The sequence below is a fragment of the Chryseobacterium sp. PvR013 genome, assembly GCF_017833095.1.
Classification (GTDB): Bacteria; Bacteroidota; Bacteroidia; order Flavobacteriales; family Weeksellaceae; genus Chryseobacterium; species Chryseobacterium culicis_A.
This window is the reverse complement of the sequence record NZ_JAFIBT010000001.1, coordinates 3,884,537-3,900,881: the sequence shown is the minus strand read 5'-3', so window position 1 is coordinate 3,900,881 and position 16,345 is coordinate 3,884,537. Positions and strand designations below refer to the sequence as shown.

11 protein-coding genes are annotated in these 16,345 nt (G+C 36.2%); 10 read left to right on the top strand and 1 reads right to left on the bottom strand.

All coding sequences use genetic code 11. The features are described 5' to 3' along the window. Positions 1-9 precede the first annotated feature (9 nt). The 7 genes from secA to msrA all read left to right on the top strand — a co-directional run bounded on the left by secA (position 10) and on the right by msrA (position 12,314). Positions 10-3,084, top strand: coding sequence for a preprotein translocase subunit SecA (secA, locus tag JOE44_RS17825; RefSeq protein ID WP_209786618.1), 3,075 nt, complete (start codon positions 10-12; stop codon positions 3,082-3,084). A 151-nt stretch (positions 3,085-3,235) separates the two neighbouring features. Continuing rightward, the gene (locus JOE44_RS17820; protein ID WP_209786617.1) at positions 3,236-5,413 is read left to right on the top strand and encodes a TonB-dependent siderophore receptor; all 2,178 of its coding nucleotides are present in this window, start codon (positions 3,236-3,238) and stop codon (positions 5,411-5,413) included. Positions 5,414-5,454: 41 nt separating this feature from the next. Then, a complete protein-coding gene (locus JOE44_RS17815; protein WP_209786616.1) occupies positions 5,455-6,654 on the top strand; it encodes a PepSY-associated TM helix domain-containing protein in 1,200 nt (399 codons plus the stop codon). Further along, the gene (locus JOE44_RS17810; protein WP_209786615.1) at positions 6,654-8,768 is read left to right on the top strand and encodes a TonB-dependent receptor; all 2,115 of its coding nucleotides are present in this window, start codon (positions 6,654-6,656) and stop codon (positions 8,766-8,768) included. Before JOE44_RS17815 ends, JOE44_RS17810 begins: the two co-directional genes overlap by 1 nt. A gap of 50 nt (positions 8,769-8,818) precedes the next feature. Next, entirely contained in the window at positions 8,819-10,030 is a 1,212-nt protein-coding gene (locus tag JOE44_RS17805) for a PepSY-associated TM helix domain-containing protein (protein WP_209786614.1), read from the top strand. Between the two features lie 79 nt (positions 10,031-10,109). Continuing rightward, positions 10,110-11,078 (top strand): ROK family protein, encoded by a 969-nt coding sequence (locus JOE44_RS17800; protein WP_105682818.1) that lies wholly within the window; start codon positions 10,110-10,112, stop codon positions 11,076-11,078. A 681-nt stretch (positions 11,079-11,759) separates the two neighbouring features. Continuing rightward, positions 11,760-12,314 carry a peptide-methionine (S)-S-oxide reductase MsrA gene (gene msrA / locus JOE44_RS17795; RefSeq protein ID WP_209786613.1) on the top strand — a complete coding sequence of 185 codons (555 nt, stop codon included), beginning with the start codon at positions 11,760-11,762 and terminating at the stop codon, positions 12,312-12,314. 192 nt (positions 12,315-12,506) lie between these two features. On the opposite strand, the gene JOE44_RS17790 is transcribed toward msrA, so the two are convergent. Continuing rightward, on the bottom strand, positions 12,507-13,319 hold the full coding sequence (locus JOE44_RS17790; RefSeq protein ID WP_209786612.1) for a hypothetical protein: 813 nt from the start codon (positions 13,317-13,319) through the stop codon (positions 12,507-12,509). A 378-nt stretch (positions 13,320-13,697) separates the two neighbouring features. On the opposite strand from JOE44_RS17790, the gene JOE44_RS17785 reads away from it, so the two are divergent. Genes JOE44_RS17785 through JOE44_RS17775 form a run of 3 tightly spaced genes read left to right on the top strand, consistent with a single transcriptional unit; the run spans position 13,698 to position 16,250 of the window. Further along, positions 13,698-13,886, top strand: a complete 189-nt coding sequence (locus JOE44_RS17785; protein WP_209786611.1) for a hypothetical protein — start codon at positions 13,698-13,700, stop codon at positions 13,884-13,886. Positions 13,887-13,942: 56 nt separating this feature from the next. After that, the gene (locus tag JOE44_RS17780; protein ID WP_209786610.1) at positions 13,943-15,577 is read left to right on the top strand and encodes a tetratricopeptide repeat-containing sensor histidine kinase; all 1,635 of its coding nucleotides are present in this window, start codon (positions 13,943-13,945) and stop codon (positions 15,575-15,577) included. Between the two features lie 10 nt (positions 15,578-15,587). Beyond that, a complete protein-coding gene (locus JOE44_RS17775) occupies positions 15,588-16,250 on the top strand; it encodes a DUF5932 domain-containing protein (RefSeq protein WP_209786609.1) in 663 nt (220 codons plus the stop codon). The last annotated feature ends 95 nt before the right edge of the window (positions 16,251-16,345 follow it).

Below are 16,345 nucleotides of genomic sequence, written 5' to 3'. Positions count from 1 at the left end.
AAAAAATTTATGAGTTTTTTAAACAAAGTTCTTAAAGGGTTTTTGGGAGACAAAAAAGCGCAGGACCTAAAAGAAGTAAAAAAAGTTGTAACAAAAATCAGAGCTGTAGAACCTAACATTCAACAATTGTCAGATGATGGGTTGAGACAAAAAACGGCTGAGTTTAAAGAGAATATAAAATCTGCAACCAGCAAGATTACAGCTCAAATAGAACAGATAAAAGAGCAGATAAAAAATTCAACAAACGTTGACGAAAAAGAAGCTCTTTTCTCAAAAATTGAGTCTTTAAAGAAAGAATCATACGAAATTGAAGAAAAAGTTCTGATTCAGGTTCTTCCCGAAGCTTTTGCATTGATCAAAGAAACGGCAAGAAGATGGGCTCAGAATGGAGAGATCCGTGTAACGGCTAGTGACTGGGATAGAGAACTGGCTGATGCAGGAAAAGATTTCGTGAGCATTCAGGGAGACACAGCTGTTTGGAAAAACTCATGGGACGCTGCCGGAACTCCTGTAGTTTGGGATATGGTCCACTATGATGTTCAGTTTATCGGAGGAGTTATTCTTCACAGCGGTAAAATTGCCGAGATGGCAACCGGTGAAGGTAAAACTTTGGTAGGAACATTACCTATTTATTTAAATTCACTTCCTGAAAGAGGGGTACACGTTGTAACCGTGAACGACTACCTTGCAAAAAGAGACTCCGCATGGATGGGTCCTCTTTATCAGTTCCATGGTATGTCTATCGACTGTATCGATAACCACCAACCGAACTCTGACGGAAGAAGAAAAGCATATAACTCAGATATTACCTACGGAACGAATAACGAATTCGGTTTCGATTACCTGAGAGATAACATGGTGACATCACCTTCAGAACTGGTACAAAGAGAATTAAACTTTGCGATCGTGGATGAAGTTGACTCTGTATTGGTAGATGATGCAAGAACACCATTAATCATTTCTGGTCCGGTTCCTCAGGGAGACAGACAAGAATTTGATGTTCTTAAGCCTTCTATAGACAGAATCGTTGAAGTACAAAAGAAAACGGTTTCTGCTATTTTCAATGAAGCGAAAAAATTAATCGCTGCTGGAAATACAAAAGAAGGAGGATTCAAATTACTTCAGGCATACAGAGGTCTTCCAAAAAACAGACAATTAATCAAATTCTTATCGGAAAGCGGAAACAGAGCATTGCTTCAGAAAGTTGAAGCGCAATATATGCAGGACAACAACCGTGATATGCCGATCGTAGATAAAGATCTTTACTTCGTCATCGAGGAGAAAAACAATCAGGTAGACCTTACAGATAAAGGTGTTGAATACATGTCTCAAGGAAACTCTGATGCTAACTTCTTCGTACTTCCGGATATAGGAACTGAGATTGCTGAAGTAGAAGCTAAAAATTTATCTAAAGAAGAAGAGTTTGAAGCTAAAGAAAAACTTTTCTCTGATTTTGCTGAAAAATCTGAGCGAGTTCACACGATGAGCCAGCTATTGAAAGCTTACACATTATTTGAAAAAGATGATGAATATGTAGTGATTGATGGTGAAGTAAAAATCGTTGACGAGCAGACAGGTCGTATCATGGAAGGAAGACGTTATTCAGACGGTCTTCACCAGGCGATTGAAGCGAAAGAGAATGTAAAAATTGAGGCAGCGACTCAAACTTTTGCAACGGTTACACTTCAGAACTATTTCCGTATGTACAACAAACTTGCGGGGATGACCGGTACTGCTGAAACTGAAGCTGGAGAACTTTGGGAGATCTATAAATTAGACGTTGTGGTAATTCCTACCAACCGTCCTATTTTGAGACATGACAAACAAGATTTAGTTTTCAAAACTAACAGAGAAAAATATAACGCCGTAATTGAAGAAATTGAAAAACTAACAGCAGCAAGAAGACCTGTCTTGGTAGGTACAACTTCTGTTGAGATTTCTCAATTATTATCAAAGGCACTTCAATTAAGAAAAATTCCACACCAGGTATTGAATGCGAAGCTTCACAAGAAAGAAGCGGAAATTGTAGCAGGTGCAGGACAGCCGGGAGTTGTAACAATCGCAACCAACATGGCAGGTCGTGGTACGGACATTAAGCTTTCTAAAGAAGTAAAAGAAGCCGGAGGTTTAGCCATTATTGGTACTGAAAGACACGATTCAAGACGTGTTGACAGACAGTTGAGAGGTAGAGCAGGACGTCAGGGAGATCCGGGAAGTTCACAGTTCTATGTATCACTTGAAGATAACTTGATGCGTTTGTTCGGTTCTGAGAGAATCGCTAAAATGATGGACAGAATGGGTCATAAAGAAGGTGAAGTTATTCAGCACTCTATGATCAGCAAGTCTATTGAAAGAGCTCAAAAGAAAGTAGAAGAAAATAACTTCGGAACAAGAAAGAGACTTCTTGAGTATGATGACGTAATGAATAAGCAACGTGACGTAATCTATAAGAGAAGAAAGAACGCTCTATTCGGAGACCACTTGAAATATGACATTACGAATATGATTTTCGATGTTGCTAATTCTATCGTTGCGAAAGGAAAAGCTTCTGGAAGTTATAAGGATTTTGAATATGAAATTATTAAAACATTCACCATGGAATCTCCGGTTTCCCAAAATGATTTTAATAATAAAACCATTCCGGATCTGACCAATATCTTATTCAAGGCCGCTCAGGAAGATTACGCAATGAAGCTGAACTTATTGAAAGAAAAATCATTCCCAATCATTGAGAATGTGTACCAAAATCAAGGTTCAATGTTCAAAATGATCCAGGTTCCTTTCACAGACGGGCACAAAACAATGACTATTGTAGCTGACCTTAAAGAAGCTTACGATACGCATTGTGAAAGTTTAGTGAACGATTTCGAAAAGAACATCACGTTATCAATTATTGATGAAAACTGGAAGCTTCACCTTCGTGAGATGGACGACTTGAGAAGATCTTCACAAGGAGCTGTTTATGAGCAGAAAGATCCATTGGTAATCTATAAGCAGGAATCTTTCCACTTATTCAGTGAAATGATTGACAAACTAAACAAAGAAATTATTTCTTTCTTATACAAAGGAGAAATTCCAGCGTAAGAAAAATTTAATAATATCATACAAAAACCGCTCTGGCATTGGCTAGGGCGGTTTTTTATTATTCACTATATAATAATTTTATGATAAATATCAACTTCATTATTTATTTAGAACAGTTAAAAATAATATATTTGCAGAAAATTTGACTTTCATGAAAAATGTACTGATCTGTGCTTCCGCACTGGGAACAATGCTGGTTTCTGCCCAAAAAAAAGACACCATCAAATCCAACGATATTGAAGAAGTAGTTGTTAACGGAAGATATTATCAGAAATACAAACTGAATGAAGTTTCAGGTTCATTGAGAATTCAGACTCCGATTCTTGAACTTCCTCAAAATGTGCAATCTGTAAGTTCTCAGGTTCTTGCTGATCAGATTACCTTGAACATGTCGGAAGGAATTGTCCGTAACGTAAGTGGAGCAAGAAAGGTGGAACACTGGGATAATGTATACTCCAATGTTTTCATGAGAGGAGCCAGTATTGCTACTTTTATGAACGGGATGAATGTATCTTCAACCTGGGGGCCAATCAATCCTGATGCCTCTATTATTGACAGAATAGAGTTTGTAAAAGGACCAGCCGGATTTATGGGTTCTATGGGAGATCCAGCCGGGTTTTATAATGTGGTAACTAAAAAGCCTACCGGAAAGTTTGCCAACAGTGTACGTTTCACTACGGGAAGTTATAACCTTTTCAGAGGAGAAGCAGATCTGGATGGAGTACTTGTAAAAGACGGTGTTTTAGACTACCGTATTAATTTAATGGGTAGTTCTAATAATTCATGGGTTGAAAATGATAAAACAAGCAAAATTATTGTTGCTCCTTCCATTACTTTCAGACCTACAAAGACCACTACATTTACCGCTCAATATAACTATCAGTATTTAAAATTCAATCAGCCGGGAGCTTATCTGATGTCTAATGACGGATATGCTTCATTGAATGTCCATACCAACTTTAATGATCCTAATTTCAAAAAAACAGAGGTAAAAGATCAGAGTTTATTCTTAAGTCTAGACCAGAAATTATTCAAAGACTGGGTTTGGAGCACGCAGTATGCTTACATGGATCTGAACTATGACGGAGGTTCATGGTGGGGAACTTTTGATTCAGCCAATAAAAATATTTTAAACAGAACATTAAGCAACTGGCAGGCCAAAGGAAAAAATCATATTTTCCAGACCTATGTTAGAGGAACATTAAATACAGGAAACATTGTTCATAAAATAATTGCAGGATTTGATTACGGAGATAGAAAATACACTGCTGACTTTTCTTCTTACTCAAAAATCGTAGATGGCAAAGAAACCTTACTATTCCCAATTGACATTTATAATGTGAATTATGGAGTGGATCCATCAAAACTTCCTTCTTCTGATTTTTATAGCTTAAACACTTCTGCTCCATTTTATAATGACCAGGGAGTAAAATATACTTCTTATTACGCTCAAGATCAGATTGAAATGTTTAACAATAAGTTAAGAATAACATTAGCAGGAAGATATACAAGCGGAAAAACATACTCTGCATATCCTAATCTAAGCCCTGGTACTCCTATCGTACCTGATACAGCTGGTGAGTTTACACCAAGAGTTGGAGTGAGCTATTCTATTAATGAAAACTTCTCTGCTTACGGGATCTATGATAAAACCTTCGTACCACAATCCGGAACAGGAATTAACAAAACCAAAATTACGGATCCTTTCAGAGGACAGAATATCGAATTCGGTTTAAAGAAAGACTGGTTTGGAGGAAAATGGAACTCTACTTTCTCAGTATACGAAATCAGAAGACAAAATATTCTTGTAGCAGGACTTAAAGAACAAAATGGAGGGGTTCCATTTCAGATTGCTTCAGGTGAGCAAAGAGCAAGAGGTTTTGAAACCGATATCAAAGGAGAAATCATCAAAGGGTTGAACATTATTATCAACTATGCTTATACAGATGCAAAAACCATCAAAGACACAGATCCTACAAGAATTGGAATTCAGTCTCCGGGGAATGCAAAAAATGTACAAAATACCTGGGTAAACTACAGATTTGAAAATGGTCTTATGAAAGGGTTCGGAATTTCAGCAGGCTACCAGTATCAGGGAGGAAGACAATCCTGGTTTGGAGTAAATGCCACGAAAGATCAAAGCCTTCCGGATTATTTTGATACCAACTTCGGGGTTTCCTATGTTGCTAAAAAATTCGATGTCAATCTAATGTTGAATAATGTCCTTAACAAAAAGCTTTACAGCGGTTACAGAGGAGATGCCGGCGAATATGCCTGGATCTACAATGCTCCACGTAACTGGAGATTATCAATAGGATATAAATTTTAAAAAAATCAAAGGTTAGCCCCTCACGGGGTTAACTTTTTGCTATGAGAAAAAAGCATCACCATAAAAAGAAAGCTCCTTCAAAAAAATGGTCCGCAAAACTCCATTTGTGGTTTGGCCTGTCTGTTGGCATCATTGTATTTATAGTCTCTCTTTCTGGGACTTTATATGTTTTTAAGGATGAAATACAAAACAGCCTGCGTAAAGAAGCTATTTACCTGAAGAAAGAGGATATTGGGAAAAAACCATTGTCTATCAATCTGCTTCGTGAAAAAGTATCCTTAGAACTTAATGAAAAATATCCTGTAAGCGCTGTAGAAATTCCTTTGGACAAAACAAAGTCCTATCAGTTTGAATATTATGACAAAAGCAAAAAAGGATGGAACTATTTTCAGCAGGTGCGCATCAATAAACTGGTTTATGTAAATCAGTATACCGGAGAAATCCTTGCGGTATATAATGAGAAATATGATGTATTCAGTATTCTGAAATATCTCCATTGGGGACTTCTGCTCAACTCAGAGTGGGGACCGTATACGGTAGGAATTCCAACCGTTCTTTTTATCATTATGCTGATTACAGGAATCATTTTATGGTGGCCTAAAAATAAAAACGCCAGAAAAGGACGTTTCTGGTTCAATTGGGAAAATGTAAAAAACTGGAAACGTAAAAACTACGATCTTCATAATATTCTGGGATTCTATGCATCATTTATTGCTCTTCTTCTAAGTGTAACGGGGCTTTATTTTGCCTATCCCTATGTAAAAAATACGTTTACTTTCGCCTTATCCGGATCATGGGAACTTCCAAAAGAAAAGGAAAGAAAATCCCCGGACTCATTGATGGCAAAGAATGAAGCTGTTTTTGATCTCGCTGCTACACAGACTGAAAAACTGTATGCAAAATCATCCAGCTTCAGAATTACTCTAAATGGAAAGAATAAAAAGGGAAAGGAACTGAAAAACCTTCCGGTAACAGTTTACGGACTGGATGGGAGATACAGTGAAAGAAACATCCTGAATTTCGACAAATACTCCGGAAAATTACTGGCCAACAAACCTCATCACAAACTCAGTACCGCCGAGAAATATTCCAACGCCAATTATGATATCCATACCGGATCCTACTTCGGAATCATTGGAAAGATCATTTGGTTTATTGCCGGCCTTATGTGTACATCACTCCCTGTAACCGGATTCCTGGTTTGGTGGGGAAAAAGAAAGAAAAAAGGAAAGAAAATATAATGAAAAAAGCGCTTTTATCAGCTGCCTGCTTAGGAACTACTACCGTTTTTGCCCAGGTAAAAGATTCTTTACAAACCAAAAATGTGGACGAGGTTGTTATGACTGCCTCCCGAAAAAAGGAAAACATCAAAGAAGTTCCAAGCTCTATCACAGTGGTAGGAGAAAAGCAGATTCAGTCTCAGCTTACTGTTAACTCAGATATTACAAGCATCCTGCAGTATACGGTTCCCAGTTTAGGAACCAATTCAGGACAGACTTCCAACACGGGACAGACGTTAAGAGGTCGTCAGGTTCTGGTTTTGATTGATGGTATTCCACAGTCTACTCCACTTCGTAACGGAGCCAGAGACTTAAGGACTATTGATCCTTCGGCCATCGAAAGAATTGAAGTCATCAAAGGAGCATCTTCCATCTATGGAAACGGAGCAGATGGTGGGATTATCAATTATATTACAAAAAGAAACAAAACAGATAAAAAGATCTCAGGAATTTCTCAGATTGGTTTTACGGGACAGCCTTACGGTGGTACGTTAGGAGTAAGAGCCAGCCAGCTTTTAACCGGGAAAATCAAGAAATTTGATTATACCCTTTCACTAGCCTATGAAAGAACAGGATATACAAAAGACGGAGACGGCGTTTTAATAAGCCCTACTTATAGCATTGCCAAAATGGACAACTATAATGGATTATTGAAAGTAGGGTATGATATCAACGAGAATCAAAGAATTGAGGCATCTTACATTGGTTATTCTTCAAGATCAGACCTGAATGTAGGACTTAAAACAGGAAAATACGGCATCACCCCTACCATTGGTGAAGGAATTGGAAAAGGGCTGGAAACAACACCTCAGGGAACTCCGAAAAACCATAACATCAGAGTGAGCTATGACAATAAAAACCTGTTTGCAGGAACCTCGTTAAATATCAATCTTTATTATCAGGATTTCAAAACTGTTTACGGATATAGCGATACCTTTTTCAATGGCGGACAGTCTAATGTGATTTCAAAAAAAGCAGGAGCCAGAATCAATTTGGATACCCAGCTTTGGAACTCAGCCAACTCTCAGGGAGAAATTATCTACGGAGCTGATATTCTGAATGATGAAACCGTACAAAAACTGGAAGACGGACGTTTCTGGACTCCCAATATGAATATGACCAATATTGCCCCTTTCGTCTTGGCAAAAATTGATCTGTTCAAAAAATTAACCATCAAAGGAGGGCTTCGTTATGAAAACATCAAAGTAAATGTAGATGATTTCAATACCCTTTCTACTCTTAAAAGTGACGGAACTTTCACCAAAAGTATTCCTGTAGCCGGCGGAAAACTGAGCTATAATGCTTTGGTAGGAAATATTGGTGTCCGTTATAATATTGAGCCTTATATCAACCTTTTCGGAAGCTTCTCTCAGGCCTACTCTATCAATGAATTAGGAAGAATTCTTAGAACCTCAACTTCCGAGACCATCAAAAATCTGGAAACAAAACCCATTATTGTAAACAATTACGAATTAGGTGCCACAGGACAGCTTTCCAGCTGGCTTAACTATGAATTAACTTCTTACGTGAGTACCTCTAAACTGGGCGCATCATTCGTACAAAGTCCGGACAGAGCATTGATGATTCAGAGATCACCGGAAATTGTATACGGTGCTGAAGGATTTTTACATTTCACCCCTACAAAATGGATTCAGTTTGGGGGAAGCTACAGCTGGATGGAAGGGATCACTTCCATAAAAGATGACGGTGATTACTCTGCAAAAATCAATAACAGCAGAATTTCTGCCCCTAAAGTATTAGCATATGTTCAGGCGAAACCTATCCCTACTCTATCAATTGGTCTTGATATGCTTCACTCTTTCCAGCAAAACAGATTCGAGCCTAATACTAAAACAGGATTGTTTGCGTATGGTGAAGGATATGTTCCTGAATATACTGTTTTCAACTTCAAATCAAGTTATGAAGTTAGCAACAACTGGAGGCTGTCATTAGGTATTGAAAACCTATTCAACAAGGTGTACCAGCCTGCCATTTCATGGTGGACAGCAAGAGACAGTGACTTCACGAATGCTCTTGGATTGAGAGGAACATTCATGATTGAGTATAAATTTTAATTAAACTAAATAAAAGTAAAGCATATCTTTGCTTTACTTTTTACTGCTATATGAAGAAAAACCATCATCATAAAAAGAAACCGGGCTTTATCAAAAAATGGTCTGCCAAACTGCATCTTTGGTTTGGATTGGGAATAGGATTTCTGATCTTTATTATCTCTATTACCGGAGCATTGTACGTTTTTAAGGATGAAGTGGAAAACATCACCCGAAAAGATGTCATCTACCATCAGGAGCAAAATATTGAACACAAACAGGTACTTCCCATCAGAGTGATGGAAAAAGCTGTCGCAGAACAGGTGAAGGAAAAATATCCGATTCACTGGGTAAATGTTCCTATTGACAAAAAGATGTCCTATATGTTCTTCTGGTACGAGCATAATACAGATGCCTGGAATTATTTTGATGAGTTCCCTATCTATAAACAAGCTTATGTAAACCCATACACAGGGAAAGTACTGAGAGTTTATGATGAGAAAAACGGATTCTTCAATATTGTAAAAATGATCCACTGGAGCTACCTTTTGAAACAGGACTGGGGAACTTATGTAGTAGGAATTCCTGTTATCATTTTTATCATTATGCTGATCTCCGGGATTATTCTATGGTGGCCAAAGAACAAAGCAGCAAGAAAACAACGTTTTGCCTTCAAATGGAAAAATATCAAAAGCTGGAAACGAAAAAATTATGACCTTCATAATGTCTTAGGATTTTATGCATCCATATTCGCTTTAATCTTCTCTATTACCGGATTATTCTATGCATTCTTTGTAGTGCAGGCCATGATCTACGTGATATTTTCCGGTGGAGAAACAAAGTATCCGGATTTTTCCCACATTAAAACAAAAGCTCCTATCGAGCTCAGAACAGAAGGAACACTGGATAAAATCATCAATACCGTAACGGAAAAATATCCTGACTCCTATGGTTTTGCCATAGATTTAGGCCACCCACACATGGATGACCACGAACATCCTAACTTTGAGGTGTACGTGAAACATCTTTCTTATTCTTATCACAAAAGCAGCAGCTTAATCTTTGATGAAAACTCCGGAGAATTGCTGCACACTCATGATCCAAAAGATAAAAACTTTGGGGAAAAAGTAGTAAGTGCCAATTATGATATCCACGTAGGAGCTATTTTAGGACTTCCTACCAAGATTATTGCTTTTATTGTAAGTATTATCTGTGCCTCTCTTCCGGTTACCGGATTTATGATCTGGTGGGGAAGAAAAAAGAAAAAACCAATAAAAACAGCTTAAAGTATTAAATAAAACCCAGTTAATAATCCATTAATACAATCTTTTTTATAATTTTAGCCCTTAGAATTTAATAATAGAAATGTCATTAATAGATTTATCAAAACAAGTTGCCCTTGGAGTTGACATCGGCGGAACCAATACTAAATTCGGAATCGTAAACCACCGTGGGGAAGTTCTGGATAAAGGAAATCTGAGAACTGATGCCTATGAAAAAGTAGAAGATTTCATCGATGCTTTATATGAACATGTTCGTCCAATGATGGAAAAGTATGGTACTGAAGCACACTTTGACGGAATCGGAGTAGGCGCTCCCAATGCAAACTATTACAAGGGAACCATAGAGCTTGCCCCTAACCTTCCATGGAAAGGCGTAATTCCTTTCGCTGAGCTGATGACGGCAAAATTCAATCTGCCTTGTACAGTGACCAATGATGCCAATGCTGCAGCGCTGGGAGAAATGCTTTTCGGAGCAGCAAGAGGAATGAAAGATTTTATCATGATTACCCTGGGAACAGGAGTAGGCAGTGGAATTATCGCTAATGGAAGCTTAATCTATGGACATGACGGGTTTGCCGGAGAATTAGGACATACGATTGTAAAACCAGGCGGAAGAAAGCACTGGAGCACAGGTTCTGAAGGAAGTCTGGAAGCTTATGCATCTGCCACAGGAATTACCATTACAGCAAAGAAAATGAGAGCCGAATTTCCGGAATCTATGCTGAACCAATATCCTGAAGACGAGATTAATTCTAAAACAGTATATGAATGTGCGATCAAAGAAGACCCGATTGCGATTGAGGTTTTCAGATATACAGGTCAGAAGCTGGGTGAGGCAATAGCCAATTTTGTAATGTTCTCTTCCCCTGAAGCTATTCTTCTATTTGGAGGAGTGATCAAAGCGGGAGACTTTATCTTAAAGCCAGCTAAGCTTCATATGGAAAGAAACCTTCTTCCGATTTTCAGAAATAAAGTAAAACTGGTATTCAGTGAACTTGACGAAGCAGACGCAGCTATTCTTGGTGCAAGTGCTTTGGTTTGGGAAAAATAACTGAAATCTTTTTTAATAATATAGAGCATCCTTTTTTAGGGTGCTTTTGTTTTTCCCACAGATTACGCAGATTTCACAGAGGATTTCGCTTTATTTTCCTTGTGCTTATTTGTGAAAGCATTTGTGCTATTCGTGTTTAAAATTAAAGTGCTTCGACTCCGCTCAGCATGACATTGCTAATACTAACCGCTTTAAAATATTTTGTGGAGATTAAATGAGAGAAATTGCATTCTATTTTCCTTGTGCTATTTGTGAAAGCATTTGTGCTATTCGTGTTTAAAATTAAAATGCTTCGACTCCACCCAGTATGACATTGCTAATACTAACCGCTTTAAAATATTTTGTGGAGATTAAATGAGAGAAATTGCATTCTATTTTCCTTGTGCTATTTGTGAAAACATTGGTGCTATTCGTGTTTAAAAATTAAAATGCTTTGACTCAGCTAAGCATGACATTGCTAATACTGACCTCTTTAAAATATTTTACGGAGATTATCTCTTTGGTTTTATCCTATATGTATTCATAAAATGGTTAATAATCGTGTTTAAAATCATTTGTCACATCTATCATTGTAATTTGAGTTTAAGCGGTAAAATCATGTTCAAATGAAAAAGTTTTTCATACTTTTGATCAGCTTTTTCCGGATCTGGAAAAAATAATAAAACAATATAATTACCAAAAATGGACAACAATAATTTAGACCAGATTACTTTCGGTGGCGGATGTTTCTGGTGTGTAGAAAGCTGTTTCAATATGCTGAAAGGGGTACAGTCTGCTATTTCAGGATATTCAGGAGGGTATAAAGACAATCCTACTTATCAGGAAGTTTGTACAGGAGAAACAGGACATGCAGAAGTGGTACAAATCACGTATGATCCGGCAATTATTTCTTATGAACAATTGATGGATGTATTTTTCTTTTTACATGATCCTACCCAATTAAACAGACAGGGAAATGATATCGGAACCCAATACCGTTCTGTCATTTATTATAAAGATGATGATGAGAAAGCAAAGGCTGAGGAAGCTATTAAAGTATCTCAGGAATCAGGAAGATGGGCTGGAACATATGTAACAGAATTAACCCAATTCGACAAATTCTGGCCGGCAGAACAATATCATCAGGGATATTACAATGAAAACCCAACACAACCTTATTGCAGTGCCGTGGTAGGACCTAAAATCCAGAAATTCAAAAAGCATTTCGGGGAACTGGCAATGCTGAATGCAGAGTAAAACGTAATATTTAAGTTTTGGCTAAAGCCAGATGAATGTTAGACATTTTAATATCATTATCAGAATTTTAGCCGCTATTTAAAAACCGATATAAAATAACAGAAGCGAAGAGATTTTCTCTTCGCTTTTTTTGTTTACCATAAATTGGTAAGGACTTGCTTTTAATTGGGTCTAAAATATTGTGAAGGAAATTTATTTTTCAATCAAGAAAGGGTCTGAATTTTTCCCAGCGTATTTTGTGATCATATGACTCGTTGCATTTTTCAAACTTTTGCCATTATCTGGATTTATTCCATCCATTGTAAAAAACTCTACTACATTATCATATTTTGTATACCAGGAATTACCCAACCCATTTTCTACAGTTAAAGTATCTGGCCTGGTAATTTTCTTAAAATATTTTAACCTAACAGTGTCAACAGGCAATAACTGATGTTTAGGATTTTTATCATTACAAGAAGTTAATTTATATTCATCTCCATCCCAATACATACATTGATTTTCTTCATCAAATATTTTTAACCCTCCTTTTCCAGAAGAAAAACTTGCAAATAAAATTAATATCATAGCTCCTATTCCCATCCCGTTTTTTGCCATCTGTGGAATATTGAAAACAGGTTGGTTCTTTATCACTATCATGATATTGGACATTTTATCAGAAAATGAATTCCCTTTATTCACTGTAACATTTACTTCAGTATCCTCAGTATTATTCACATTATGTACTTTTCTTTCTTCTCGGTAATGTTTGAAATCATTAAAACCTAAGTATCTACTAAACACATCTAACGTGACAGGTTTTATAGTTACATCCTCATTGTTGCCCACTATAGACTGATAATAGCCTTGCATAGTTTTATAATTCAAAGGAAATCTAAATTCGTTTAATAATATTATTGACAAGTATTTAAAAATGCCACTTATTGAGCTTTCTGAACTATCCTTTTTTGCTTTAAAATGTACCTCTTGAAGTAATTTTTTTTTCTCTTGTAAATTTTTTGCCATGATCTTAGTAATTATTTGGAAAAATAAAAAGATTTCATAAGAAAAATATGCGGAAAACCGTAAATATCAACATTTTAAAGTTTCCAAAATCTTACCAAAAAGCTACTACCCCCTACTTTCCATTTTGATGCAATTTTGTAATCGAGATCAGGGACAATTACAAACATTAAAAATAAAATCTAAAAAATCTGATTTCAAAACCACCAGATAAAACGGAGGAAAACTCCGGGTTGGGAAGCAGATGTTTCTCCTCCGTTTTTGAAGGTTCACTTCCCTAAAAAATTAAGAAGCGCTTCGAAATTTTAATTGTGTACAGCCTGAGATAAATACATCTCAGGAGGAAGAAAAACAGTCAAAAACTTCTAAAATTTTAAGGAAATGATCGAGATTATATTGATGCTATTCGGTTTAGCATTCTCAAACAATAATGCCAATACAACAACTACAAATGATAATAACCCAACAAATGTAACCACACAATCTCAGGGAGAATCTTCAGAGACAGGAGGTATGGGAGAAAGTGATACAGGAGGAGAAACTGGACAAATAATACCTCCAAGAAAATAACAAAGAAAGCGGAAGAATTATCTTTCGCTTTTTTTATTAAATTTGAAAAAAAACCATTGAAAGCTCATATAACTCTTCTATTAATCTTATCTATTCTACTTTCTTGCTCAAGGAAGAAGCCATCAATAGCCGATCGAATAAATTACGATAAAGGTTATGATTATTTAGAGGCATCAAAAAAAGACAGTGCATTTAAATATTTAAATAAGGCAAAAGATGATTTTATTCAAAAAGGACATCCTTCTTATGCAGGAAATTGTTTAGTACTAATGGGAATCATCCAGTGTGAGGCTGGAGATTTTTATGGAGCCCAAGAAACAGCTCTATCGGCCATTAGATTCTTAGATAAAAAAAAGGATTCAGTAGAAATTGTTTCCAATTATAATAATCTTGGTATTTCCTGCCAAAAATTAAAAGATTATAAAAGAGCTGCAGAATTTTACAAGCAGGCCTCAATATACGCTCAAGATTCCATTAAGCGATTCACTCTTCTTAACAATATGGCCGTTTCATATGCATATTTGAGGAAATACAATAAAGCAATTGATATTTACAATAGTATTTTATCCTCCAATATTGAGAGAAAGTCTGTTATTTTCTCTAAAGTTTATGACAATTTAGCTTTTGCAAAGTTTAAACAAAACGCTCAATATGACGCAGAATATGAGCTGAATGAGGCTTTTCAAATTCGAGAAAAACTAAAAGATCATGACGGATTAAATGCAAGCTTTTCTCACCTGACAGAATATTTTGAGAATCGTGACTCAACAAAAGCGCTCTTCTATGCAAAAAAAATGTTCCAGACAGCTATAATTAACAAAAGCCCTGATGATAAATTAGAAGCTCTCCAAAAAATAATACAATTAGAAAAACCTGAAAATATAAAAACAACCTTTAAGCAATATCAAAATTTGAAGGATAGCTTAGAAACAGCCAGAAATAAATCTAAAAATCAGTTTGCCTTAGAAAGATATGATTCTGAAAAACTGAAAAGAGAAAATGTAGAAAAGGATAATAATATTCTAAAACTTTTGATTGGAGTAGCTACATTAATCGTTTTAATAATATTTATTATAATTGGTTACAGAAGGAGGCAGTTAAAATTGAAGCAAGAAAAAGAAATTGAAATAAAAAACACCCAGCTCAAGATGTCTAAAAAAGTTCATGATGTAGTTGCCAATGGGATTTACCAGGTGATGACGAAGATTGAAAACCAGCAAGATTTTGACCGGGATAAAGCACTTGATGAACTGGAATTTGTGTATGAAAAATCAAGGGATATTTCTTATGATAAAATTGGCGAAGAAAAAGAGTTCAGCAAAGTAATTTCAGAACTTATCGCTTCCTTCAATAATGAAACAGTAAAAACCTTTACTGCAGGAAACAGCACTATGATTTGGGAACCTATTTCTGCTACAGTTAAAGAGGAAGTTTACCAAATGATTCGCGAACTGATGGTGAATATGAAAAAACACAGCCATGCCAGTCATGTGGCCGTGAAGTTTGAAAAAATAAACAATAGGGTTGAAATTCAATACAAAGACAATGGAATAGGAATTTCCGGAGATCTTGTGTATAAAAATGGGTTACGCAATACGGCATCCCGCATTGAAGCGATTAATGGAACCATTACTTTTGATACAAAAATTGAAAAAGGGCTGAAGGTTAATCTTTCATTCCCGGCTTCTTAACCATATAATCATGTTCAAAAAAGTTTTAATCGTTGAAGATCAGGAAATAATGAACCTGGGTATCCTGAATACAATAAAAGAATTAAATATCCCCGATTTTGATTACGTAATGTATTGTGATGAGGCTTTAGGCAGGATAAAAACAGCTCTAGAAAAGAAAAGTCCCTACGATCTTCTTATTGCAGATTTGTCGTTTGAAAAAGATCATATTCCTCAGCAACTTCATTCCGGGCAAGAGCTTATTTCTGAAGCAAAAAAAGTTCAGCCTGAGTTAAAAACAATTGTGTTTTCTGTAGAAAAGAAAGCCAAAACAATTGACGATCTGTACAAGATATACCACGTTGACGGATTTGTAAGCAAGGCTAGGCGTGACGGACAAGACCTGAAAAGCGCAATACGCAAAATATTTAATGGAGAGACGGTAATTCCCCAGGAAGTTTTGAATAGAATGCGCCATATTTCTTCTGAATTTAATGTTTATGATATGAAATTAATTGAATTGCTTGCCAAAGGGCTCAAACAAAATGAAATAAGCACCTATCTGAAAGAGCATCGAATGACGCCTTACGGTATCAGATCCATTGAAAAAAGATTGAATGAGCTTCGGGACAATCTTGGCGCAAAAAACAATATTGAAATGATCGTAATCTGTAAAGATATTGGCATCATCTGATCCTATCTGATGAAAAGATTTTTTTCGCTCTTTTTACGGGATCACGTAATGATGAAAAAATAAATGAATATACTTTTGAGGCCTAACCTATTTTT

What these genes read in the sequence shown, in the direction of transcription:
- JOE44_RS17815 (WP_209786616.1), top strand. Translation starts at nt 5,455, where the DNA reads ATGAGAAAAAAGCATCACCATAAAAAGAAAGCTCCTTCAAAAAAATGG.
- JOE44_RS17785 (WP_209786611.1), top strand. Translation starts at nt 13,698, where the DNA reads ATGATCGAGATTATATTGATGCTATTCGGTTTAGCATTCTCAAACAAT.
- JOE44_RS17810 (WP_209786615.1), top strand. Translation starts at nt 6,654, where the DNA reads ATGAAAAAAGCGCTTTTATCAGCTGCCTGCTTAGGAACTACTACCGTT.
- JOE44_RS17790 (WP_209786612.1), bottom strand. Translation starts at nt 13,319, where the DNA reads ATGGCAAAAAATTTACAAGAGAAAAAAAAATTACTTCAAGAGGTACAT.
- JOE44_RS17775 (WP_209786609.1), top strand. Translation starts at nt 15,588, where the DNA reads ATGTTCAAAAAAGTTTTAATCGTTGAAGATCAGGAAATAATGAACCTG.
- JOE44_RS17820 (WP_209786617.1), top strand. Translation starts at nt 3,236, where the DNA reads ATGAAAAATGTACTGATCTGTGCTTCCGCACTGGGAACAATGCTGGTT.
- secA (WP_209786618.1), top strand. Translation starts at nt 10, where the DNA reads ATGAGTTTTTTAAACAAAGTTCTTAAAGGGTTTTTGGGAGACAAAAAA.
- JOE44_RS17805 (WP_209786614.1), top strand. Translation starts at nt 8,819, where the DNA reads ATGAAGAAAAACCATCATCATAAAAAGAAACCGGGCTTTATCAAAAAA.
- JOE44_RS17800 (WP_105682818.1), top strand. Translation starts at nt 10,110, where the DNA reads ATGTCATTAATAGATTTATCAAAACAAGTTGCCCTTGGAGTTGACATC.
- msrA (WP_209786613.1), top strand. Translation starts at nt 11,760, where the DNA reads ATGGACAACAATAATTTAGACCAGATTACTTTCGGTGGCGGATGTTTC.